Annotated in this window: 23 protein-coding genes and 2 tRNA genes; 19 read left to right on the top strand and 6 right to left on the bottom strand. The window is 57.5% G+C overall.

Annotation, left to right across the window (positions count from 1 at the left end; all coding sequences use genetic code 11):
* Positions 1 to 65 precede the first annotated feature (65 nt).
* Positions 66 to 1091 (bottom strand): complex I NDUFA9 subunit family protein, encoded by a 1026-nt coding sequence (locus tag AUL28_RS02270; protein ID WP_062230507.1) that lies wholly within the window; start codon positions 1089 to 1091, stop codon positions 66 to 68.
* A 224-nt stretch (positions 1092 to 1315) separates the two neighbouring features.
* Here AUL28_RS02270 and AUL28_RS02265 point away from each other — a divergent pair.
* The 7 genes from AUL28_RS02265 to AUL28_RS02235 all read left to right on the top strand — a co-directional run bounded on the left by AUL28_RS02265 (position 1316) and on the right by AUL28_RS02235 (position 7123).
* Positions 1316 to 1400: transfer RNA gene (locus tag AUL28_RS02265), tRNA-Leu, on the top strand.
* A 201-nt stretch (positions 1401 to 1601) separates the two neighbouring features.
* Positions 1602 to 1686: transfer RNA gene (locus AUL28_RS02260), tRNA-Leu, on the top strand.
* A 130-nt stretch (positions 1687 to 1816) separates the two neighbouring features.
* A complete protein-coding gene (locus AUL28_RS02255) occupies positions 1817 to 3430 on the top strand; it encodes a DUF6538 domain-containing protein (protein ID WP_062230506.1) in 1614 nt (537 codons plus the stop codon).
* Between the two features lie 197 nt (positions 3431 to 3627).
* The gene (locus tag AUL28_RS02250; RefSeq protein WP_062230505.1) at positions 3628 to 4326 is read left to right on the top strand and encodes a hypothetical protein; all 699 of its coding nucleotides are present in this window, start codon (positions 3628 to 3630) and stop codon (positions 4324 to 4326) included.
* A gap of 124 nt (positions 4327 to 4450) precedes the next feature.
* Positions 4451 to 5305, top strand: a complete 855-nt coding sequence (locus tag AUL28_RS22485) for a hypothetical protein (RefSeq protein ID WP_156419865.1) — start codon at positions 4451 to 4453, stop codon at positions 5303 to 5305.
* Between the two features lie 619 nt (positions 5306 to 5924).
* Positions 5925 to 6737: a hypothetical protein gene (locus tag AUL28_RS02240; protein ID WP_062230503.1), complete on the top strand. Its 813-nt coding sequence runs from the start codon at positions 5925 to 5927 to the stop codon at positions 6735 to 6737.
* Positions 6738 to 6748: 11 nt separating this feature from the next.
* A complete protein-coding gene (locus tag AUL28_RS02235; protein ID WP_062230553.1) occupies positions 6749 to 7123 on the top strand; it encodes a DUF3768 domain-containing protein in 375 nt (124 codons plus the stop codon).
* A gap of 18 nt (positions 7124 to 7141) precedes the next feature.
* Here AUL28_RS02235 and AUL28_RS02230 read toward each other — a convergent pair whose 3' ends face one another.
* Positions 7142 to 7414, bottom strand: coding sequence for a helix-turn-helix domain-containing protein (locus AUL28_RS02230; protein WP_062230502.1), 273 nt, complete (start codon positions 7412 to 7414; stop codon positions 7142 to 7144).
* 296 nt (positions 7415 to 7710) lie between these two features.
* On the opposite strand from AUL28_RS02230, the gene AUL28_RS02225 reads away from it, so the two are divergent.
* From AUL28_RS02225 to AUL28_RS21955, 5 genes are all read left to right on the top strand, one after another.
* Positions 7711 to 8892: a hypothetical protein gene (locus AUL28_RS02225; protein WP_062230501.1), complete on the top strand. Its 1182-nt coding sequence runs from the start codon at positions 7711 to 7713 to the stop codon at positions 8890 to 8892.
* A 231-nt stretch (positions 8893 to 9123) separates the two neighbouring features.
* The gene (locus tag AUL28_RS02220; RefSeq protein WP_062230500.1) at positions 9124 to 9558 is read left to right on the top strand and encodes a hypothetical protein; all 435 of its coding nucleotides are present in this window, start codon (positions 9124 to 9126) and stop codon (positions 9556 to 9558) included.
* Positions 9555 to 10271 carry a hypothetical protein gene (locus AUL28_RS02215; protein WP_156419864.1) on the top strand — a complete coding sequence of 239 codons (717 nt, stop codon included), beginning with the start codon at positions 9555 to 9557 and terminating at the stop codon, positions 10269 to 10271. Before AUL28_RS02220 ends, AUL28_RS02215 begins: the two co-directional genes overlap by 4 nt.
* 128 nt (positions 10272 to 10399) lie before the next feature.
* The gene (locus AUL28_RS21960; protein ID WP_192843380.1) at positions 10400 to 11071 is read left to right on the top strand and encodes a response regulator; all 672 of its coding nucleotides are present in this window, start codon (positions 10400 to 10402) and stop codon (positions 11069 to 11071) included.
* 56 nt (positions 11072 to 11127) lie between these two features.
* Entirely contained in the window at positions 11128 to 12522 is a 1395-nt protein-coding gene (locus AUL28_RS21955; protein ID WP_082640191.1) for an HNH endonuclease, read from the top strand.
* A gap of 34 nt (positions 12523 to 12556) precedes the next feature.
* On the opposite strand, the gene AUL28_RS02205 is transcribed toward AUL28_RS21955, so the two are convergent.
* The gene (locus AUL28_RS02205) at positions 12557 to 13102 is read right to left on the bottom strand and encodes a recombinase family protein (protein ID WP_062230497.1); all 546 of its coding nucleotides are present in this window, start codon (positions 13100 to 13102) and stop codon (positions 12557 to 12559) included.
* A gap of 463 nt (positions 13103 to 13565) precedes the next feature.
* On the opposite strand from AUL28_RS02205, the gene AUL28_RS22480 reads away from it, so the two are divergent.
* Genes AUL28_RS22480 through AUL28_RS21940 form a run of 5 tightly spaced genes read left to right on the top strand, consistent with a single transcriptional unit; the run spans position 13566 to position 16946 of the window.
* Positions 13566 to 13868 carry a hypothetical protein gene (locus AUL28_RS22480; RefSeq protein ID WP_156419863.1) on the top strand — a complete coding sequence of 101 codons (303 nt, stop codon included), beginning with the start codon at positions 13566 to 13568 and terminating at the stop codon, positions 13866 to 13868.
* The gene (locus AUL28_RS21950) at positions 13865 to 14233 is read left to right on the top strand and encodes a helix-turn-helix domain-containing protein (protein ID WP_082640190.1); all 369 of its coding nucleotides are present in this window, start codon (positions 13865 to 13867) and stop codon (positions 14231 to 14233) included. The genes AUL28_RS22480 and AUL28_RS21950 overlap by 4 nt, the downstream gene beginning before the upstream one ends.
* Positions 14230 to 15081 (top strand): ImmA/IrrE family metallo-endopeptidase, encoded by an 852-nt coding sequence (locus AUL28_RS21945; RefSeq protein WP_082640189.1) that lies wholly within the window; start codon positions 14230 to 14232, stop codon positions 15079 to 15081. The genes AUL28_RS21950 and AUL28_RS21945 overlap by 4 nt, the downstream gene beginning before the upstream one ends.
* Positions 15074 to 15928, top strand: a complete 855-nt coding sequence (locus AUL28_RS22475) for a thymidylate synthase (protein ID WP_156419862.1) — start codon at positions 15074 to 15076, stop codon at positions 15926 to 15928. The genes AUL28_RS21945 and AUL28_RS22475 overlap by 8 nt, the downstream gene beginning before the upstream one ends.
* The gene (locus tag AUL28_RS21940) at positions 15894 to 16946 is read left to right on the top strand and encodes a nucleotide kinase domain-containing protein (RefSeq protein ID WP_156419861.1); all 1053 of its coding nucleotides are present in this window, start codon (positions 15894 to 15896) and stop codon (positions 16944 to 16946) included. The genes AUL28_RS22475 and AUL28_RS21940 overlap by 35 nt, the downstream gene beginning before the upstream one ends.
* Here AUL28_RS21940 and AUL28_RS21935 read toward each other — a convergent pair.
* Positions 16943 to 17305 (bottom strand): 4'-phosphopantetheinyl transferase superfamily protein, encoded by a 363-nt coding sequence (locus AUL28_RS21935; RefSeq protein WP_082640188.1) that lies wholly within the window; start codon positions 17303 to 17305, stop codon positions 16943 to 16945. The genes AUL28_RS21940 and AUL28_RS21935 overlap by 4 nt on opposite strands.
* Before the next feature lie 214 nt (positions 17306 to 17519).
* Positions 17520 to 19115 carry a patatin-like phospholipase family protein gene (locus AUL28_RS02185; RefSeq protein ID WP_082640187.1) on the bottom strand — a complete coding sequence of 532 codons (1596 nt, stop codon included), beginning with the start codon at positions 19113 to 19115 and terminating at the stop codon, positions 17520 to 17522.
* 147 nt (positions 19116 to 19262) lie between these two features.
* Here AUL28_RS02185 and AUL28_RS02180 point away from each other — a divergent pair, with 147 nt between their 5' ends.
* Together AUL28_RS02180 and AUL28_RS22470 are read left to right on the top strand one after the other, a co-directional pair.
* The gene (locus tag AUL28_RS02180; RefSeq protein WP_062230492.1) at positions 19263 to 19754 is read left to right on the top strand and encodes a hypothetical protein; all 492 of its coding nucleotides are present in this window, start codon (positions 19263 to 19265) and stop codon (positions 19752 to 19754) included.
* A gap of 10 nt (positions 19755 to 19764) precedes the next feature.
* Entirely contained in the window at positions 19765 to 20484 is a 720-nt protein-coding gene (locus AUL28_RS22470) for a dCTP deaminase domain-containing protein (protein ID WP_156419860.1), read from the top strand.
* A gap of 648 nt (positions 20485 to 21132) precedes the next feature.
* Here the strand turns inward: AUL28_RS22470 and AUL28_RS02175 are convergent.
* Entirely contained in the window at positions 21133 to 21504 is a 372-nt protein-coding gene (locus AUL28_RS02175) for a hypothetical protein (protein ID WP_058602014.1), read from the bottom strand.
* Positions 21505 to 21507: the final 3 nt, after the last annotated feature.

Genomic DNA, 21507 nt, shown 5'->3' with positions numbered 1-21507 from the left:
CAGACACACAAAAAAGGAGGGCTCCCGCCCTCCTTTTTCATATCCGCGATCTTCTTCGCCGGACATCAAGCCTTGGCGACGCCCTTGTCGCCCGGCAGCGACTCGTCCTCGGCCGGACGGTCGTCATGGGGCTGGGGCTTGGAGAACTGGCCCTGCGGCCGGAAGCGCACGAGATAGCTCGGCAGCACGGCGTCGAGCGTGGTCGGCGCGATGCCGAAAGTCTCGAAGGTGCGACCTTCGCGCTTGGCCGCGTCCGAGACGATATTGTCGTGCTGGAGCTGCTCGACCTGATCGGTGGTGAGCGGCGCGCCGGGCAGCTTGCCGAGCGTCTTGGCCAGCGAAGCGGCAGTGCTGAAGGACAGATCGATGAAGCGGCGGCGGCGCTCGATGATGCGCAGCATCTCCTCCATCATCTGGCGGTAGGACAGGACATTCGGCCCGCCCAGCTCATAGACCTTGCCGCCCGGCACGAGACCGTCCACCGCATCGGCCACGGCCAGCGCGACATCGTTGACGAAGACCGGCTGGAACAACGTCTTGCCACCGCCGATCAGCGGCAGGAAGGGCGACAGGCGCGCCATGTTGGCGAAGCGGTTGAAGAACTGGTCTTCCGCACCGAAGATGATGGAGGGCCGCAGCACCACGGCGTCCGGCCGCGCGGCGAAGACACGCGCTTCGCCCTCGGCCTTGGTGCGCGCATATTCGGAGCGCGACTGCGCATCCGCGCCGATCGCCGACATCTGCACCATGCCGATGCCGCGATTGGCGGCGGCTTGCGCGATGTGACCCGCGCCTTCGGCCTGAAGCTGCGTGAAGTTCTGCTTGCCGACCTCTGCGAGAATGCCGACCAGATTCACGACATGGTCGGAGCCTTCTACCACACGGTCGATCGACCAGGGATAGCGCAGATTGGCCTGCACGGCTTGAATCTGGCCAAGACGGCCGGCAATCTGGAGATGATAGGCGAGATCCGGGCGGCGGCACGCGACGCGGATGCGGTGCCCGCGCTTGGCGAGCGCGTGGACGACATAGCGTCCGAGGAAGCCGGATCCCCCGAACACCGTGATCTGCTTCTTCGTATCGACTTCCATGACCGCATAGCCTCGCTTCAGGGGGAGCCGGAGCCTCGTCCGCGCCTCGCTCATCTGTCGCGAACTGCTTTAGCGGCAATGCGTGAATCGGAAAAGAAGACAGGACGCAAAACCCGCTGCCCTGCGGCATCACTGCCCGGCTCATCGCAAGCTGCACGTCCTTTCACCGATCTGTCGTAAAGACGATTGACAGCACGAAGCCCGCCCCCTATTGGTCCGCCCGTGCCCAGGTGGCGGAATTGGTAGACGCGCACGGTTCAGGTCCGTGTGCCGCGAGGCGTGAAGGTTCGAGTCCTTTCCTGGGCACCAATCCTCTCAAGAGCTATAGGCCAGAGAGGTTTCCCACCAAAATTCGGTATGATGCGAAGCCGGTTCGTCGGCGTTCGGCTGTTCATTGTCTGGCGGATACTCCGCCATTTCGAGCGCGAATGCTGGCGTCTTGCATGGCCCTCTCCCACGCATCGAGACGGGATTGACAAGACGATCCGCGCCCCCTATTGGTCCGCCCGTGCCCAGGTGGCGGAATTGGTAGACGCGCACGGTTCAGGTCCGTGTGCCGCGAGGCGTGAAGGTTCGAGTCCTTTCCTGGGCACCATTCCATCTGATTCGTCAGGGAAGCCAAAGAGTTAAGCCAAAACACCAACTTAGGGTCGCCCGAGTGATACAAGCGGGTGATACAAATGGCCCTTCGAATGGCTCAACCGTGGTCGCATCCTAAGACAGGTATGTTCTGGTTTCGGCGGGCTGTTCCTGCCGATCTTCGTGAGGCCGTAGGCAAGCGCGAGGAACTCGTTTCGCTCGGCACCAAGGACCCCAAGCTCGCGCGTGTGAAGTACGCGCAGGTGCTGGCGGAGGTCGAGGCGCGTTGGGCGAACCTGCGCAGCGGGCAGCGTACACTGACGGAGCGAGAAGCCCATGAGATCGCACGCACCGCGTACGACACGTGGCTCGAATGGCATCAGGACGAGCCCAGCGAGCAATTCGCGTGGACGCCTCGTTTGTACCGGCACCTCTGGCTTCAGTCGCCTCCGGTGAAGAAATGGCCCGAAGGCTCCCTGCCAGTCGATAACCTGCTCGTGACTGCGATGCGCAAGCTCTGCTTCGCGCAGGCCGACAACGCCCTTGCGCACCACGGTATGGCCGTTGACGAATTCAGCCGCCTGAAGCTTGCCAAGGCCATAGGCGCCGCGTTTCAGCGTGCCAGCTTGACGATTGCGGATCTGGCCGCCGGCAAACTATTCCCCGAAGACATTCCGGCTTTATCGAGTTCCAGGAAGACTGCGGGCGTCCCCACGGCGTCGCATGCCCCGCACTCTCTAGATCGCAGCATCTCTGCCGAGGGCCAGACGCCTGCTGTAACGATGACGGGCCTCTTTGACGCTTGGTGGAGAGAGGCACAGGCGGCTGGGCGCAAACCGAGCACGTACGAGAGCTATTCCAACACCGTCAGAAGCCTCGTGTCGTTTCTGAAGCATGACGATGCCGAAAGAATCACGGCCGAGGACATCGTCGCTTACAAGGACCATCGCCTCACCACGCCCTCACCGCGCACTGGCAAGGTCCCGAGTGCGAAGACGGTGAAGGACAGTGACCTATCCGCGCTGAAGACCCTATTCGGTTGGGCCGTCATGAACCGGAAGCTGCTGGCGAACCCGGCCGCTGGCCTGACGATCAAAATTGGCCGGAAGGCGCAGGTGCGCCCAAAGGGCTTCATCGAATCAGAAGCGCATGCGATCCTTTCCGCAGCCCTTAGCTATGAGGCCGGGCCTCGGGAGCATCGGAAGACGGCTGCTGCCAAACGCTGGATTCCTTGGCTATGCGCGTTCAGCGGCGCGCGAGTTGGCGAGATTGCGCAGTTGCGGCGACAGGACATGCGTCGTGAGGGTGATTGGTGGGTCATTCGGATTACACCAGAGGCTGGCACCGTCAAAACCAATGAGGCGCGAGACGTAGTTCTGCACCCTCAGTTGGTCGAGTTGGGTTTTCCGAAGTTCGTCACCGCTAGCGAGAAAGGCCACCTATTCCTCGTACCCGCCGAGAATGGAGATGTTCTAGGGCCGTTGGCCGGCCTGCTGAACCGTATGCGGGAGTTCGTTCGACCCATTGTGCCCGATCCCAAAGTGCAGCCGAATCACGGCTGGCGGCATCTTTTCACGACTCTGTGCATCGATGCCGAGATCGAAGGGCGCGTCTACAACGCAATCCAGGGGCATGCCGCTCGCAACGTTGCCGAACATTATGGCGACGTGACAATTCGCGCAAAAGCAAACGCGATAGCCCGATTACCGTCGTTCGATTTGCAATCGCTTAAAACAGGCCTTCTCTATCGACGGACTTGAACTAGCCTTTGTTTAGGCTAGAATCAATTTTGGCAACGAGCAGTGACGAGACATCACTGTAAGAGTCCGTTCTTTGGAGCGACCCCCCGGCCTATGCCGAGGCAGCCATCCCCGTAAAGCAAGGCGCTTGGCGGTGGAGATGGCTTGGGATCAAAAAGAGCGTCTCCATCTTCACGCACATCGAAGTGGAGACCATAATGAAAGACAAAAGTCCGGCCCAGATCAAGCAACCCGACTTCAATAAGCTTATTGAAGCCGCAGTGGATATCGAGGTGACCGGCCCACCGAAGTCGGGAGAGTTTCTCGCGACGATGGAAGTTCTGAGTCAGGCGTCACACCTGGAAGAAATGCGGCATGACGGTATCGCCGACAGGTTGTTTGTTGAGATCTATAAGCAGGCCTTTGTTGCCTCTCACTGCCCTGAGGCCTTGACGGAATTCCTTCGACATCCCTTCTGGGAGGGAAGACCCAAGAAGCCGTCTAAAGGTGATACCGAAGCGATTTTGCGAGGGCTGTTCCAGTTCAGCCTTCGTCACCTGCCTCAGGAGAGGGCACGCAAGCAACTCTACACCAAATTCTCCGCAGGACGCGAACTGCTGGCGCGAGGAACGAAGCCCAACGAAGCACTCGCGGTCCTGCAGAGTGCCGAGAAGGGTGTTGCTGGCCTGCGGGACGCCTTCAAGCTCCGTCGCCGCACGCAACCGGTAACGAACGACGAACACGGCAGCGCATCGCAGAAGAGTGTGACTTCTTTTCCGACTCGGCTCCCCGTCTACAGTGCGCACGTTATCGGGTTTCATCGTTACAACTCCGGCGATAATTATCTGGAGGTCAACATCGGCGGAACGACTCACTACATTGCAGAAAAGGACATCAAGCTGGCGAAGAAGCGCTAGCAGCCGCTTGGTGTTATACGCAATTCGGCCAACTCAATATCACCCCTAATAAGCTCAGTTCGGCACGGCTTCGACAACCGTGCCGAACCTTTTTGCTATTTTTAACATTGCGATGGGTAGAACTATGAAACGTCGCTTTGAACCTACTTGGAAAGAGCGGAAGGCAACTGCGAGGCGTTTTGATAAGCGCCTTCGTAAGTTTGCCATCCGCAAGGGCAGTCACAATAAGCTTTCAGACGCTCTTGTCAGCGACATGTTTGGAGTGAGTGGCACTGAACTGAGAAGCGCATACATTCCAGCGAGGATTTCGTTCACCAGCTTCGCTCGAAAGGTTGCTACCGAAAGGCTGAAGGTTTCAAGATATACGCCGGCATTTATGGTAACCCTCACCCCTCGACAGTTCGCGCTACCGTTTTCGGAAGCCCTTGAATTTGATTGGTCGCAGTTGCAGTTATGGTGCGACCACACTCTCCAAGGCATAAACTACTTCGGGATAGTTGAAGTGAGCTATTATACCTCTCATCCAGTCCCCCGATGCAGAGAACCTATATGCCATTTTCACGCTCACGTTATCGCATGGGGTGTAAAACGACAGGATTTGAGGGAAATCGAACTCCGGGTAAATCAAAAGGTCCCCGCTTTACTCCCCGGCAGACTGTGCTTTAAGGCAGATACACTACGGTCAATCAAGAGAGTACGTTCGAAGTTAGCGTACTTTTTGAAACCGTTGATGGCCGACTATCGAGGATTCCCGTTGAAGGGAGGAGCGACCGCTGGCTGGGGTCAAAAGAAGCGGGACCTTCGTTCGGGAGAGGCCGCGAAAGCGCTGCGGGTTTTTCAAGGCGTAAATATCGAAGACCTTTGCATCGCGGGCGGTGAGGGAGTCGGGCTTCTTGAAGAAGTAACGCGGCGCGCGAAGCAAAGGCTCGAAATTCAACATGCTCGCAGGACATCAGCGTTCATGCGCATCTTTCAGTGACTTACTAACAGCTTCCGATAGTCGAGAAGTCGGGTCATCGAAATGTCGCCTCAAGGCGACGTTTAATGAGTCATAGCGCAGTGTTGCAGGAGAGCGAAGCTGGAACGAGGATGACGCGCATGGCAATCAGCCCTTTTTGTTTGTGCGAGAGGACAGGAAGTTGCGCTGGCCTCAACGTCACCAGCGCTATCCCTTGAGTGAAGAAGGTCGCAGCGAGCGCATCCGTCGCATCTAGCCCTCGTTCTGTCCGTGAAGGCTCTCCACCCTAACCACCGTGGATTAGCCCCCATGCATCCTAACTCATTGATTCATATATTCTATCAAAACCGGCTGGGCTGGGAATTGGTAAATTCGTCCTGTATTATCGAGCTGGCCGGCAACTTCATACCTGCCGCCGCGCCCACTGTTGGTCGCCAGGAGCAAATCATTTCATGACCATCGCTTTAGCCCTCATTGCCGACGCCGATCGGCCCGGTTCGCCGGCCCAGCGACCTTGGTCGCACCGTGCGCACCGGCTCGGGCCGAGGCCATGGTCATCGAACCGGCCAGCGCTGCAGCATCCGTCACGAGCATCGATCCAAGGGCCCCTCTCCGGGGCCCTTTCTTTTTGGAGCAACCCATGACCGCCATGACATTGATCGAGACCACCCACCGGCCCGCCGCGCCGACGAACGGGCGAACCTCGCATCCTGCCTCGCCACCCACGCGCTCTGCTTCGCCGCGCTCCTTGCTCGCCCCGCTGGACGCCGACGCCAAGCCCGCCCGCCGTGCACCGTGCCCGAGCCTCTTCCATCAGCCCGCCCTCGTCGTGCTCGGCCGCGACGATCGCGGCAGGCCTCACGCTTCGTGGTTCGATGAGACTGAGGTTAAGGCCGCAACCGCCGCCGCTCGCGTGATGGGAATGGCCGCGCTGGCAGTGTCGGGCGAGGCTCAGATGGTTCTCGCCAACCGATTGCCGCACGGCCGGCTGTTCGCCAGCGGCAAGGCCTTCGTGCCCTTCGTCAAGGAAGAGACCTTCGAGGCCTTGGCCACCCATCTCCCGGAGGGTGCGTTCGAGGCGGCCGGAGACGATGCCACCGATGCGAAGGCCGACGAGGCTGGTTCGGGCGACACGGACGACGACGGTCACGCTGGCGAAGACGAGATCGGCAGCGAGGGCGACGAGGAGACCGGCGAGAGCGCCGGTAACGGCGATGGCGGCGAGGCCGAAGCCACGCGGCCCGAGGGGCATCGCCCGGCCGACTGGTCGCGCATCGCGGTCGGTAGCCTCGTGCTCGCGACAGAGGGCGGTGACGACGGTTGGTACGAGTCGATCGTGGAAAGCGTTCGCAAGGGCGATGTTATGCTGCTGCGGTGGCGCGATTGGCCCGACCTGCCCCGCTTCACGCGCAAACGTCACCAACTTGGCCTCCTGCCACCGCTGCGCTCGTGAAGGAGGCCGCCATGACGCGCCTCACCCCACTCGCCGATCAAACCCGCCATGCCCGCACCGAGGCAGGCCTGTCGCCCTCAGCCGCCCTTAACGACGCCTTTCGCCGGAGTTTCACCGGCGGACAGGTCATGCTGACCGGCGGGGTTGCCGCGCTGGACCCGCCCGAGCGCCTTGCCGTGCTCGATGCTGTGCGCGGCTTCGACGCCTTCACGGCTGGCTGCGATCCCTATGGCGAACACGAGTTCGGTGCCGTCGAGGTGGCGGGCACCCGGTACTTCTGGAAGATCGACGCCTACGACCGGGACTACGCCTATGCCTCGCCCGACCCCGCCGACCCGGCCGTCACCTGTCGGGTCCTGACCATCATGCGCGCCGACGAGTATTGAGATGAAGGCGCGCCCGTCTCATTCGCCGCCCGCCTTGAATTTACGGCCAGCCTTCAGCGGCAGCGGCCAGCTGACCGGTTCGGCTGGCGCCTCGAACAGCGCAGCCACAGGAACCTCCAACACCTTGGCGAAGGCCTCTAGCGTCGAGACCGTGACGTTCTCGGAGCCCCGCTCGACCCGGCCGACATACGAGCGATCGATCTCGGCGGCCAAGGCCAGCCGCTCCTGGCTGAGGCCTCGCTCGACGCGCAGCTTGCGCAGGTTCCAGCCGATGAGTTCGCGAACTTCCATGCGGTCGCGACAAAAGCCTATCTGCGGCTTGACAATCGACGGACTGACAGTCCCTGATTGCTTGACACAACCATCTGCGTCGGCCCCGCCTCCGCGCCGATGTCGTCGCACTTGCCGTCATGCCTGCCGCCCCATCGCCCCCAGCCCTCAAGGGCACCGCCTGACTCGCCCCTCCCCCTGCGCCGTCCTTGGCGCAGCAACTCAAGAGCCGTTCGATGCCTTTACCGACGCCTGCCCCCCTTCCTTTGATCGCCGGTCGTGCTGTTCTTCGGACAGCCCACCGCCCAGCTCGCCCCGTGGCCCATGCGGCTGCTGTCGCGGCGCTCGGCATCGGAGTTCTGTCGCTTGGAGCCGCGCCCGGTCATGCCCGCAACATCCGCGTCGGCGCATGGCATCTGGGGACCTACAAGGGGAGCCTCCCGGCCCAGTGCATCGCCGTCAACCCGAGCGACGAGCACGGCGCGATGCTGGTGGCCTATGTCGTGCCGTTCGGCGTGATCCGGTTCGCCTATGCCAAGGACGGAATGCCATGGCGGCAGGGCCAGCAGGTCGAAGTCGAAGTGCTCGTGGACGGCCAGCCGGTTGGGCTTGGCTCGACGGAGGCTTTGGATGCGACCTCCGTGACGATGGTGAGCAAGGTGGCTGGCCGCCAAGCGGGGAGCCTGCTGGCTGCGGTGGAGAATGGCCAGCGCGCTGTGGTGCAGACCGGCGACGTGCGATCGACCTTCACACTGGCCGGCACCAAACGGGCCACGGACCTTCTGAGCCAGTGCGACATGAACAAAGGACAGTTGCCGGCCTATGTCACGGGCGACAGCGACGGCACCAGCGACAAAGGGTCGGCTTCGAACTTGAACCGATCAACGGCCGCAGACGAGGAGGAAGCCGCGCTCGAAGCCGAAGGCGACATGGCAGAGGCTGCCGCTGCGGCGCGCAATAGGCAACAGGCTTCCGGCGGATCGGGCGGCGATACGCGCGGCGATGCTGACGCGCTGGGCCGGGCGCTGGACGGCATGACGGGGGGAGGATCGTCGCCGGTCGCGCAGTTCCGCTGCATCCTGTCGGGCGCGGAGGTCACGGGCCTGCCACCGGCCGTCATTGGAAGCAAGACCGGCCAGATGACGATCACGATGCTGACCGACGGCGGAGCGCAGGTGAACGGCGAGACGCTGAAGCCGATCCGCACCAAGGGCGGGGCATCGGGCTTGGCCTCGGCGGTCTATTCGGCGCAGGACGTTCTGCGCGCGTCCATGGGCCGGCAAGGCGAGCGCGCGCCCGTGATGGGGCTGAGCGAGCAGCAGACGGACGCCTTCAACTTCATGATGGGCTGGGCGCGGGACGTGACGGTCCAGACGATGGGCGACAAACCCCGCTACATGCTGCTGGCACCGGACAGCGACACCGTCGCCTTCTTCGACCTCGACCGCAACGGCCAGCCCGTCAACCAGACCACATCGGACTGCGTGCGCACCCGCTAGGACGAAGGCGGGCGTGGCCGGTCACGATCGCCCATGGCCGCGCAAAGGCTGACCCGGCCGTGCACTGGCCGGCAGGAGCCGACACAGCCGCGCGTCGCGGGCCGCGACAGACCCGCCTCGGGTCCAGATCGGGCGAAAGTATTCGCCGCCACGTGCCCGCGCGTGGATCGGCCACCCCACCCTCATGCCTTCCCACCCCCTACCCAACCCCTCGTATGGAGACCCCTTCCCGTGAAGATCGCTGCCGGCATTCTGTCCCTGTTTCTGGGACTGATCGTTCTCATGCAATCCTGCGTCATCGCCTCGACGGCGGGGCTCAGCAAGAACGCCACCTTCCAGCAGGCTGGATCGGTCGGCCTGCTTGTCGGACTTCTGTTCTTCGTGGCCGGTGCCTTCGCCTTTGCCCTGCCGCAGGTCAGCGCTGTTCTTCTCGTGATCGCCGGCCTGTTCACGCTCATGGTCATGGAGCACTTCCCTGACATGGGCATCTGGGCCGTGGTGGCCTTTGCCCTCGCCGGTATGGCCCGTTTGGCGTGGAAGCCGCTGCGCCCGGGCGAGAAGGGTGGAGCAACAACTGATGCCCCGGCACCCGCCAATCCGACATCGGCCGAGCGCCGGGAGCCGACCTTGGGCGGCCCGTCGAACGGCGACGGGGGACGGGCATGATCGCCGGCCTCGCCAAGCGCCGTCCGCTATGCAGCGCACCCGACACAGCGACGCGAACCGGAACGGCCGCCAGCGGACCGCTATGGCCGTTTGTGAGGCAGGCCGAAGCTCGGGTGGCCACCATGCCAGCCACCGAGCCCACCAAGCCTCGCACTGGCCGCTTCATCAGGTTGGTTCTTGCAACCTCAATGGTCGGCAGCCTTGCTCTCGCCCAGCCAGCCCCAGCCATGGCGCAGACAGATCCCACGCCGCAGTTGGGTATGCCCGGCTTCGCGAAGGGCTTCGAAGGCTTCTTCAACGATGACGGCATGCGAACCGAGGATGACGATCGCGCCCAGCCGACCCAGTTGCGTTCGTCGCGCTTGTCTTGGAAATGCGTGTTCCCGTTCGAGGAACTGGCTACCCTCACGGTGACGATCGACGGCCTGACGCTGAACAACTTCAGCCTGAGGGAGGACACCGGCGTTCTGTCGCGTCGCCCCTATGCCGAACTCTCGTTCAGCCTCGTCAACCGTTCCGCCAAGCCGCGCCTGCCGACCGTCCAGTTCATCGCCTACGATACCACAAGCCCGCTGCCTGCGCTGGCCTTCTCGGCAGGGCCAACCCTCGACATCATCGATGCGCGAACCACCGATCAGATCACCGCCAGCGTCAACATACGGGCCGGGGAGTTCCAAACGCTGCGGAGGTTCTGTGTCAGGGTTGATGGGTAGCTTATAGCGACTTGGAAGTGCCCAGCCGTGTTGATGGCGATTGCCCTATTCGAACGACTGAAGCATCTGGCGCAATCCAAAGTAGTGATCTATCGTCCTCGTTTGCATGGCAAACTAGGCAAATTCCGTTGAGCATTTTCTCTGAAAACGTCGAAGCACTCGCGGCTCTTTTGAAAGCGATCGCTTGGCCTAGTTTGGCTGCATACGCCGTATGGAAGGTCGCGCCTTCACTCCCGATTATTCTCGACAACCGCCGGTCTGTTGCCATCCGCGGTTTTGGTGTCGAGGCTACGATCAGTAAGATTCAGGACGCGCTGTCAACGGCAGCGATAGTCAAAACGGAAGACGCCGCTACTGCCCCGAGTGCAGTCGCAGAAGTTGCTAAAGTAGCATTCTCGACGGTGCAATCCCTTGTGACGGGCGCGGTGGCAGCTAAAGCTCGGAATTCTGCAATCCTCTGGGTAGATGACAACCCTCACAACAATGAGCTTGAACGGACAGCCATCGAAGCATTAGGCTTCACCGTTCAGGCAGCAATTTCGACTGATGAAGCTGTTCAGGCGCTTCGCCAGACTCATTTCGTTCTGGTCATCTCTGACATGCAACGCCCTGAAAGTGATCATGCCGGATTCCAGTTGTTGGAAAAAATAAGATCGTCTGGGAATCGTGTTCCCGTAGTCTTTTATAGAGCATCGGATAGCGTAGACCTGCGGGTGGAGGCGCGAAAGGCAGGAGCTTTTGGATCTACGAACAGTCCAGTAGAGCTATTCCGACTTGTTATCTCAGCAATATCTAATTGATTTTAATCGCTAGAAATTTTCGACAAAATTCACACCGCGTCGATTGTAGGTTGAAGATGAAATCTCTCAATGAAATTCCTCGCGAATATGTCATACGTGCCATTGAAAACTGTCGTAAGCAAGGACGAGTCGCTTTTGATGCATCCTATGGCAAAGATGCCCCTTCACGCTATCCGCTAATCTACCAAGGCGAGGAGTTCACGCCTAAGTCTATCTTCCTAGAAACAGTGAAACTGTTTGAAGCGGACCATGGACGCATCTTAGAACGCCGACGCCTTATCGGCGGCTACAAGAGTAGTAATGGTGTAACTCGCGTTGTCGGTAACTGGGGTTTTGAGATTCTAGACCGCAAGACCGGGCTGCCTCTAAACGCCGGCGATTTTCCGTCCGAAGAACCAGTTCCGGAGGACGATAAGGATGGGAATGAGGCTATTATCCTCACACAGGCGTTTGACCAGACTGAGCGACCAGCCGCTGACATTGACCAGGAAATCAACGGATTTGGTCCTCCCGAAAGGATAACAGCGAAATCAACGCGCTTTCGGCGCAACATGCTCATTCGAGCACGCGTATTGCAACTGGCGGATGGCATCTGTGAACTCTGCGAGGAAGAGGCGAGCTTTATCACGCCTAGCGGCTACCCTTACCTTGAGGTTCATCATGTTTCAGCTCTGAGTGTAGGTGGACATGATGAAGTTGCGAACATGGCTGCCATCTGCCCAAATTGCCATCGCAACATCCATTTGGGCTATGACGGCCGGAGCTTGAACGACGAGTTGGCTGGAAAGGTGGCCGAGAGGTCTAATCCGAAAGCGCAGCCGAACGAACAGTCTGGTACAAATTCAGTCACCACGATTAAGACAAGAGGAGACCGGCTGAGTTCGATTGCTTTCGAGCCATACATTGGACCACGCTACAGAGATAGCAGTGTGAGGCTTATGCTCGTTGGGGAAAGCCACTATGGCGAACCCGATGATAACCCACTCGAATACACTCGGGCCGTCGTGCAAAAATGGCGCAGCGGAGAGTGGGCCGTTCGTTTTCTCACCATTGCTGCGCGCGTCCTAACCGGACAAAAAGCATGGGAAATCGACAAGCAGTCCGCCTTTGATGATGTCGGCTTCTACAATTTCATTCAAATCACGATGCCAAACCTTTACGTTAGGCCAACTGGCGACCAAGCCCGAGCCTCGTACGATGCCTTTCGCGAGATGCTACGTGAATACGATCCAACTCATCTCGTTGTGACCGGCCGCAGCTTTCTATGGTCCAATATGCCGAGGTCGGACCGCGAAACAATGCCGCTCAATCTAGGCGGCGAGCTGTTCGAACGGAAAGACTATAAAACCCCCTCGGGTCACGCCTGCGCAATCGCAATCGCGCATCTCAGCCGTGCCTCCGCTCCAGAATGGCAGGCAGCTGTCGCTGACTTCAAAAAATTTCGCCCTTGACGCTAGCAGCAAGCATGCGGCGAAAAATGCATCCTCAGACCGATCGCAGAATTCGGTAGACCTGCATACGCGAGCACCCGATCGCCTTCGCGATGGCGGCTGGGCCGAAGCCTTCGGCATGAAGTTCGGCAATCTGTTGGCGATCGAGGCGCTGCCGACCGCCTCGATAGATTCCACGGGCCTTGGCCCGTTCGATACCTTCCCGCTGGCGCTCCTTGATAAAGCGACGTTCCATTTGAGCGACCATGCCCAGCACCGTGATGATGACGTGCCCCATCTCCCCTCGCGTCGAGATGTGAGGATCAAGCACGGTGACGAAGGCCCCTCGCGCTTCACATTCATGCACGAGATTCAAAACGTCCCGCGTGTCGCGCCCAAGCCGATCGATGCGGGTCACGACCAGTTCGTCACCCGGCCGAAGGAATTGAAGTACGGTGGCAAGTTCGATCCGACCGTCCCGGCTGGCGCCAGAGACCTTTTCGGATCGAACGATGGCACAGCCTTCGGCTTCGAGCTTGGCGATTTGCAGTTCGAGGTCTTGATCAGCCGTGCTGACGCGGGCGTAGCCGATGCGTGTCATAGGTCACCTCAGGGTTTAGGCCTGAGGCGTAGCAGGTCACAAATAGCAAGCGTCAACCCGGAGGTTACATAGCTTCCCCGATGCCGGCGTGCGTAGCATCAAGGTGTGCCGCATAGTGACATTGAGCGCTGCAGGGACAGCGTTCATTTCTTAGAGAATGGGTCAATCGGCTGTACTCCTATATGACTAACGAATCTATGCTATATGATATATCATCAAAAGAACGCAAAGCGTCTCTATTATTGGCCCCCTACAGCGACATATTGATCGAAGGCCGAATAGCCAGCTTGAGAGGCCGCAGGCATGACTGCCTATGCTTTTCCATGATGCCCCTTCGTTCGAAAGCGAACATGGGTGCAGCGATGCTCGGCCGCTGGCACCATTTTCGAGAACGGCACCCGCTTGACAAGCACACCCGTAATATTATCTTACAACCCGTAAGGCGATTTCGGAGGATCTGGTCGTGGACGAGAAGACCGTAACGAAAGCCATTATCGATGTGATTTCCAAAATGGAGGCATCGTTCGGGCATGCGCCGCCAGTCTTAGGTTCAGCAGACGTTCCGGAAGAGAAGTGCGTGGAGTTCGACTCTAAGATGTGGACAGTAGCCATAACGCGCATAGCCCGTACTCTAAGCGTATCAATACCAAAGGATGTAGCTGTGTTTGGTCGCCGGAATGGAGCGGGCATAACGATAGCCGAAAGCGCTCGCAAAATTTGTAAGGCTGCACAGCCGAAGCCACAATTCCTTCAGGCTGCGGAATGAATATAGATAAGTCACAGGACCGATCGGAAATTTTAGCAACACGCCTTCGACAGGCACGCGAACTCGCAGGTCTGTCTCAGGGTCAAGTTGCCAAGTTGCTGAGCATGCATCGGCCCACAATTAGCCAGATCGAAGCTGGACAGAGAAAAGTTTCTGCCGAGGAGCTTTTGCGGTTCAGCGATCTCTATGACGCCAGTCCTGACTATTTATTAGGTCGCACTCCAACAACATTGGAAGCTGACGACCCTCGTGTGCGCTTCGCAGCAAGAGAACTTAACAAATTAAAGCCTGAAGCACTCGAAGGGCTACTCAAGATAATTGCGTCATTTCAAGAACCAAGCAGCGGCAACAAGGACTCTAAATGACGAGTCGTCGCTCGCTTTTTCAGGATGGCAGCCGCGAAGCTGCGCAGTGTCGAGATAACCTCAACCTCGACGACAGCGATCCAATCTCTCCCTACTGCGTGGCGGAACGCCTCGGAGTTCGCATACGCGTAAAGGCGCTCGACATGGAAGGCACATACGTACCCGAGCCACGTCCGCGTATCGTCCTCTCCTCTTTACGACCCATGCCTCGACGAACGTTCACGGTCGCTCACGAACTCGGCCATCACGTCTTCGGCCACGGTATGTCTATTGACGCTCAAGAGAATGCCTATCAAGCTGGACGACCAGTGGAAGAAGATTTGGCGGATGCCTTCGCCGGTCACCTTCTGATGCCAGCCTTTGGCATTCGCCAAGCACTCCACGTGCGGGGAATCAATCGGTCGGCCCCCTCGCCGCTGGAGATTTTTGCGATCGCTTCGGACTATGGTGTAGGCTACGCCACGCTTGTTCAGCATTTGAGATGGGGTCTCAGCGAGTTCGGCGAAGATACGGCAAAAGTCCTACTCAGGAGTCAGCCGAAGGCTATTCGCGCTACCCTAATTGGCGACAACAATCTCAAAAGTCTGACGTGGCTTGACTGTCACTTCCGAACAACATCAGTAGAGCTTGAGGTGGGCGGTGGGCTTCTAGTGACAGGTCCGCACGACCATCATGGCTCCGCGTTGCTGTTCGAAAAGGTCACAGCCGGTGGACGCCTCTATCGGGCAGTTGCAAGGGGACGAAGCACCATCACGCGAGGGGGGCGTCAAACGCAGATCAACGTCTGGCAGACTGACTTCGATGGCGACGCGAGATACCGAGCCCTAGAGGACAACGACGATGACTGATTTCCCAAAAGTTCACAGCGTATCAGGGGATAACGTATCATTTGTTTGGGCTGAAATTGCCTGCGCTCTCCTCCAGCCTGGACGAACAAAAATTTCTCCTCTTACAGTTACCATCGAAGATGTTGGCGGCGATGCCATCGCTGAAGATGGCGAGATTCGAGCACAGGCAGATAAGATCATCGAAGCAGTCGATGGACAAAGTGTTGAAACGGCTGCTTGGACGATCTTTCCCCAGCGTCATTGGAGCATTATGCAAAACGACAGAAGCGCCTTTCTCGAAGAGGCCATCGAAGCTGTCGGTCGCGCTCAAGAGATGAATCGCAAGCATAATGGACGAGGCACATATTTTCAGCGCCTTGTCGATTTTGACGGGGACGGCAAAGGACCCAATCAATTAGAGCGACTTTTGAGCAAACATGACAGCCATCCAACAGCTCGACAGTCGATGTGGCAGATGAGTACCTTTGATCCGCACCGGGACCATAGCGATAGTGCGCAGCTTCAATTTCCTTGTCTTCAGCAGATCAGCGTATCATTCACAAGTGATCAGAGGGTTGTGCTACATGCGTTTTATGCAACCCAACAAATTGCGGCGCGCGGGTACGGGAATTATCTCGGGCTGATGCAGCTTGGTCGGTTTTTGGGAAGCCAAATGACAATAAACGACGTAGCCAGAGGCTTCGCCGGCATCAGCGTATATGTTGGAACGGCCAAGGCTGAGAACATAAAAAAGAGCGATCCAACCCTTGCGGACTTGCCAGCATTGTTGGAGGAGCGCTTAGCGTTATCCAATCATCGAGTGCATTCTACCCTTGCCGAAGAACGAGCCTCCTCAAAACGAATTTAGCCGCTCAGGCCCCGGGCACAATTTCCTTCGTGCTCTTGAGCCGACGCGTGTTTTTGACAGCTACTGGCGCTTCGCAGCCGAACGACAGGAAATTTTCTACCGCCGGATGAACGGCGATTCAGCTCCGTGGTCCGCCGATCCCATTCTTAGAAACTACCGATTTACCAACGCCTACCGGGCGTCTGATCGGGTAAGTCAATACCTCATAGGTAAAGTTCTTTATAACGATCAGTCGCAAGACGCTAAGGAGATTTTTCTTCGGACTATTTTGTTCCGCTTATTCAACAAATCTCAAACTTGGGCTCTGATCGAAGCGAAGCATGGCCCCATTACGGTCAGTGGATTCAATCCCACAGAATACGAAAAGACCCTTACGAATGCGAAGGAGCAGGGGCGGCGCATCTACTCATCCGCATATATTATCCCGCCAGTGGCAAGCTCTCGCCCGCAGCCGAAGCATGTTGGCCATCTAAGATTGATCGCCGACCTTCTGGATAGAGATTTTAGCCACCAACTGGAACAGGCAGATGGTCTAGCTGACCTGTATCGCAATCTGCGGTCAGTGCCCTCCCTAGGTCCGTTCCTGGCCTTTCAACTTACAATCGATCTCAATTATTCGAATGCCTTCAATTTTGACGAAGATGACTTTGTCGTCGCCGGTCCCGGCGCTCACGACGGGATCGCGAAATGCTTCGCACGGGCAAAACCCGCTCAGGCCAGAGACATCATTGAGATGATGCGTGATCGGCAAGAAGCAGAGTTTGAGCGGCTGGGGCTTGCGTTCAGAGACCTTGGAGGTCGTCGTTTGAAGTCAATCGACTGCCAAAATCTCTTCTGTGAAATTTCAAAGTACGCCCGGGTTGCACACCCTGAGATTCAAGGAGTAAGTGGGCGCACACGGATCAAACAAGTCTTTCAGCCAGTCCGCGACAGATTAACCCTAAACTATCCCCCGAAATGGGGGGTGCAACTTCACATACCGCCATCAACGCTGCTACCAAACGACTTGTTCGACTAACCTGTCGGCGCGCTCAGCCCAATTGCGATACCGAATACGAGATCTGCGTTCGATAGACCAGCTAATAGGATTTGATCGATGCCCTTGCGACGAAGCTCTATAGCGGCACCGCCTGTTGCTTTGAGACTTGGATAGTTCAATAGCGCATCACATATTTCCAAGTCCGTTGGCGCAAGGCCATCCTGAAAGCCACCTAAAACTTTAACAACGGCCTCGCGTAATGCCCAAACAGACGTTAGGTAACGGATCGGATCCTTATTTCTATCGGCCGCCGTACACTCGTTAGGAGTGAAAACGCCTTGCCAATCTCTAGGATCGCCGTAAAGAACATCGGCTTTGGATAAGCGCATCAGATCCATTCCAATCGCGATTATGGTTCGATCGCGACAGAGGGGCTTTCACTTGCTTACAGCGCGACGCAAGGCATCGTCGTAGATATGACTAACAGCCTCCTGCTTTCTTCGTAAACTGACGGCGAAATCCTCTGTCACTCGCTGCATATCCTCCCGCCTCTTTTCCGCAATCGCGCGTACCCGCTCGCGACGCTTAAGCGCTACTAGGTCCTCGTTGATATCATTCGACATCGGCCGATTCTCCAATTTTACGTGCGGCTTCGATCCTCTCGAAGAACCCTTTTACAATGTTTTCCAATTCAGCGAGCACGTCCGCTGCAGCGACACGATCTTGTGAGAAGTCCGCGTCGCCGTCAATCTGCACAACCAGCGGTCCGTCTCCCAAATCAGTCGCCACAGGTACAGCCATGATCCAGCGCCGATTCGCCCAAATTGCCTCACGACGCGCAACATGGTCGTCGCCGTGCATCATGATATGTGGTGTGAACGGGTGTGTTTCAAACACCGCCTGTCTCGTCTTCCAAGCCTGCCCCGCAGCCGTACCGTTAATCGGTAAAAGCAGATCAGCATCATAATCTGCCTTGAAGCCCTGCGCGTAACGAAGACGTAGGGAGTGATGGTAGTCTAGGTCTTGAAGAGCCACGGCCGCGCGAACACGACTTCCTTCGATGCCAAGCACTTCTTCGATTGCCTCTTCGGCAATCGCCTGCACCAAGCCGCAGGCATTCCGGTAGTTCCTCGGCGTCTCCACTAGGCGGTCATCGAGTGCGACACCAGCAGCCGTTCGGGCATCTGCAACCACTTCGCAGGCTCTATCAAGAGACATATCGAATTCAAGCGTTTCCACCTTGGTTGGAAGCTTGAGGAACTCTGCTCGACCCAGCGCGCGCAAGCTTAGTCGCCCCGCACCAAAGAGCGCAGTCATCGTCAGCGCTTCGAGCCAATTCGTATCTGATTTGCTCGGAACGCTTACAACCTGGACCGCGATGGTAATCGTATTGGATGCTAACTCGCGCTCCTCATCGAATGGCCACGCGGGAAGATTCGATACAATTCCTCCGTCCACGTGACGTCGGTCCTGAATGACATGAGGTTTGAAGATAATTGGCAGACAGCTCGAAGCAGCTACCGCGTCGGCAACAGGAACATCTGGAGTTTCCTCAGCAGAGAAAAGCCGGATATCACGCATGTCGATGTCAGCGCTTACTATCTTTAAGGAGGGACCACCGTTCTTTCCCATGTCCCCCATACGGACTACGCGCCCGACATCGTTGGGAAACATTTTCTGTTGGAGCAGTATGCCAAACAGCCGACGAACGGTATCAACGCGGTTTAGACCTTGCCACGCTCGCCAGAAGAAGTACCCCCCAGTAGTTATTGTGGCGAAAAAAACGACGGACGAAAACATGCAAAGCAACCACGAAGAGCGAGCCGCGCTCCAACCTACCCCAAAGCAACTGCTTGCAAGGATGGCGAGACTGAGACCTCCGATGACTTTGGCGTGCCTCGTAATGAATCGAAGCTTTTGGACACGTCTCCAACCGCCAATCCCGAAAAGATCGCGTCCTGATCTGATCGTCGGGTCAATTTCGGCCATGTGATCGATCAACGTCAACCGCCCGGTTGAATTAACGATCTCATCCGACCGAAATCCAGCTGCAGCGAGAGCTGCGACGATTGAGCCTGCCGAGGTACCGGAATAGCCACGCACTTTGATATTGCGGTCTTCCAGTGCTGCTAGCGCTCCTACATGAAGCAGCCCCTTCGCTCCTCCTCCTTCGAAAGCCACAAACGCTGAAGACAAGTTTCCAGACATCGCGCAGGCTACTCCCTTTTGGTATCATTCGTTTCCGTCCACCGTCACGAATGGGATGCATCCTCCCGGGCCAGACGACCCGCTCGCGTTGCGGTGACATGGACTACGAGTTAAGACGTTGGTGACGCTCTAGGTGCCGGATTAGTAATGATGGACAAACTTGCCAGCCAACAAAAGATGCAGTTCGCGCACGATGCGGCTAATCATCAAGATATCCACTGCCTGTCTAGGACAGATCGGCTAAAGCATTACGGTTTGCATTACGGTAAATATTGCGGACGTCTAGCGCGTGGCAGCGGGAGCCACAGCTACCACAAGACGATAATCGACTGGATGCTAGTTGCATTGAGCGCCTCTATAGCGCTGCAGGACAATCTTGCCGATGTTCATCTGGCCACGGTGTTAGTTGACGATGATGAATCGGCTTTTCGCCGCCTCTGCGATGCATCAGGCCGTTTTTGTGACGGATGCGAGAAGATCGATCATCTTGAGTCGTTTAGAGAGATCGTAGTTCAAGCGAACCGCGATCTTCTCATGCTTTTAATTGGAGAATTCGCGCGCCTTGAACTGGAACTCGGTAGCGCTTTAGAGGAGCGCCGGGCTGAACTGCGCATTCGCGCTTTTTATTCCGAATCTTAGGTGTTCGCAAATGTCTTTTTGGTCCCTTTCCAGATGGCAAAGCGAAGCTCCCAACATAGTCGAGTCGCCGGGCAACCATGAGGTTGAATTTAAAGATGGCTGTTTTCGACTGAGCCTAGGGGATGAAGCTTACACCTCCTGCGCAAACGCCAAGGATTTACGTCACGACTTCGAGAAGCAAAGCGTTCTGACGCTAGATCCAGGTCAGTTTGCCTATTTGATTACTCTAGAGCGGTTGCACATGCCGCTTAATTCGATCGGGTTAATCAACGTCAGAACTGATTTGAAGCTTGAAGGCCTAATTAACGTGTCTGGCTTTCATGCAGATCCGGGATACTGCGGGAAACTAGTTTTCGGAGTTTTTAATGCTGGCCCTCGTGCAATCTGCCTATCACGTAGAGATCGGATCTTCCGCCTCTGGATTGTTGATTACGACGGCACAACGGAGGAAAAGGTTACCAAAGGCTACGAAGCGATACCTAGGAGCTTGATACAGAACCTTGTTGGGTCTTATCCATCTTCTTTTCTTCTTCAACAACAGATCAACGATCAGGCCCAGCGGCTTGCGAAGCTCGAAGGAGGCCGGTTTAAGTCTGGGTTAACAGTGGCTATTTTAATACTACTAATAACACCGTTTATCATAAGTCTTTATACCGCCGTCTTCGCGCCCCTCCTAAGCAAGACGATTACGCCAAATTTGCCTGCTCTCTGGAGTTTTATCTTTGGCTAGAGTGAATTCGTTGTTTTGAGTTCGGCTGATTGACGCTCTGTGTAGTGTATAATTGAGAGTCCGAAGCTTATTGACATCAAACGTCAGCAGTTTGCGTATTCTGACAGCTTCGCGCGGATAACATTGAAAAAGTCGGGCGCTTGGTCTCGCGGTCCGGTAGGGCGAGCATGGGGTAGAATGAAATTTCGAATGAGGTAGCCCTTGGATGTCGAATTGGCGCTTGGTCTCGTCAAAAGCGGATTGTCGCAAATCCACTCACACGCCGAAGCCGCAGATTACTGCTCGACGACTTTTTCAACACTACCAGCGCAAGGTGGACATTCAAATTGCAGGTCATACCCCCAGCGCAAGCCGCATTGCGGGCGATACGCCGTGGTGATACAAACGTCGAAAGCTAGGCACTCGTAAGTAGCTGTTTTGTCTGATCTTTGCGCCCGAAAGGCCTTTTCCTTTCCTGGGCACCAATTCACCGGACAAGTCCGGGAAGCCCGCTCTTCTCCATCTTCGAAATCGAACATCGGCGGATCAGTTTGATTTTCCGGCGGCGCTGCATTGGCCAGCGATCGTATGGCGCGAGCTGGTCTTGGCGGCTGGGATGCTTAGCCTGCGTCATAGGCGCGAGGCTGTCCGCCATTGAACGTCACCCTTTCAATCTGCGTCGGATAGCCCATCCTGCTCGTGCAGATAATCCGACAGGGCGGTGCGGCGCCCCTCCCACGTATCGGTCATCAAAGCCTGGATTTGCCGGGCGCGCGTGGCCCAAACGGGAGAGCGGAAGCTTTCGGGCTCGCGCACGCAAACATCGTCCATCCCGTCGCGAAAGAAGTGGCATCCCAGGGCTTCGAGCCCCAGAACGAAATCCTCGACCGACAGATCGGAATGAACGGGATAGTTTCCGATATCGCTCTCGCGCACGGGATAGACCTGCCCACGCGCAACGATTGGAATGAAGCCCGGCGACGAGCGGCAAATGCGTAGCACGACGGCTGCGGCCGGATCGGCGAGAAGACGCTGGCTCATGCC

It is taken from the genome of Aureimonas sp. N4 (assembly GCF_001463925.1).
Classification (GTDB): domain Bacteria; phylum Pseudomonadota; class Alphaproteobacteria; order Rhizobiales; family Rhizobiaceae; genus Aureimonas; species Aureimonas ureilytica_A.
Note: the sequence above shows the minus strand (reverse complement) of the source record. Positions and strands in the feature narration are given on the sequence as shown.

Bases quoted from the DNA above. Each gene is read 5' to 3' on its own strand.
- AUL28_RS22475 (WP_156419862.1), top strand. From the start codon at position 15,074: ATGACTGATTTCCCAAAAGTTCACAGCGTATCAGGGGATAACGTATCA.
- AUL28_RS02240 (WP_062230503.1), top strand. From the start codon at position 5,925: ATGACCGCCATGACATTGATCGAGACCACCCACCGGCCCGCCGCGCCG.
- AUL28_RS22470 (WP_156419860.1), top strand. From the start codon at position 19,765: ATGTCTTTTTGGTCCCTTTCCAGATGGCAAAGCGAAGCTCCCAACATA.
- AUL28_RS02270 (WP_062230507.1), bottom strand. From the start codon at position 1,091: ATGGAAGTCGATACGAAGAAGCAGATCACGGTGTTCGGGGGATCCGGC.
- AUL28_RS02230 (WP_062230502.1), bottom strand. From the start codon at position 7,414: ATGGAAGTTCGCGAACTCATCGGCTGGAACCTGCGCAAGCTGCGCGTC.
- AUL28_RS02175 (WP_058602014.1), bottom strand. From the start codon at position 21,504: ATGAGCCAGCGTCTTCTCGCCGATCCGGCCGCAGCCGTCGTGCTACGC.
- AUL28_RS02215 (WP_156419864.1), top strand. From the start codon at position 9,555: ATGATCGCCGGCCTCGCCAAGCGCCGTCCGCTATGCAGCGCACCCGAC.
- AUL28_RS21945 (WP_082640189.1), top strand. From the start codon at position 14,230: ATGACGAGTCGTCGCTCGCTTTTTCAGGATGGCAGCCGCGAAGCTGCG.
- AUL28_RS02250 (WP_062230505.1), top strand. From the start codon at position 3,628: ATGAAAGACAAAAGTCCGGCCCAGATCAAGCAACCCGACTTCAATAAG.
- AUL28_RS02185 (WP_082640187.1), bottom strand. From the start codon at position 19,115: ATGTCTGGAAACTTGTCTTCAGCGTTTGTGGCTTTCGAAGGAGGAGGA.
- AUL28_RS21955 (WP_082640191.1), top strand. From the start codon at position 11,128: ATGAAATCTCTCAATGAAATTCCTCGCGAATATGTCATACGTGCCATT.
- AUL28_RS22485 (WP_156419865.1), top strand. From the start codon at position 4,451: ATGAAACGTCGCTTTGAACCTACTTGGAAAGAGCGGAAGGCAACTGCG.
- AUL28_RS02255 (WP_062230506.1), top strand. From the start codon at position 1,817: ATGTTCTGGTTTCGGCGGGCTGTTCCTGCCGATCTTCGTGAGGCCGTA.
- AUL28_RS21935 (WP_082640188.1), bottom strand. From the start codon at position 17,305: ATGGATCTGATGCGCTTATCCAAAGCCGATGTTCTTTACGGCGATCCT.
- AUL28_RS21950 (WP_082640190.1), top strand. From the start codon at position 13,865: ATGAATATAGATAAGTCACAGGACCGATCGGAAATTTTAGCAACACGC.
- AUL28_RS02205 (WP_062230497.1), bottom strand. From the start codon at position 13,102: ATGACACGCATCGGCTACGCCCGCGTCAGCACGGCTGATCAAGACCTC.
- AUL28_RS02180 (WP_062230492.1), top strand. From the start codon at position 19,263: ATGATGGACAAACTTGCCAGCCAACAAAAGATGCAGTTCGCGCACGAT.
- AUL28_RS02235 (WP_062230553.1), top strand. From the start codon at position 6,749: ATGACGCGCCTCACCCCACTCGCCGATCAAACCCGCCATGCCCGCACC.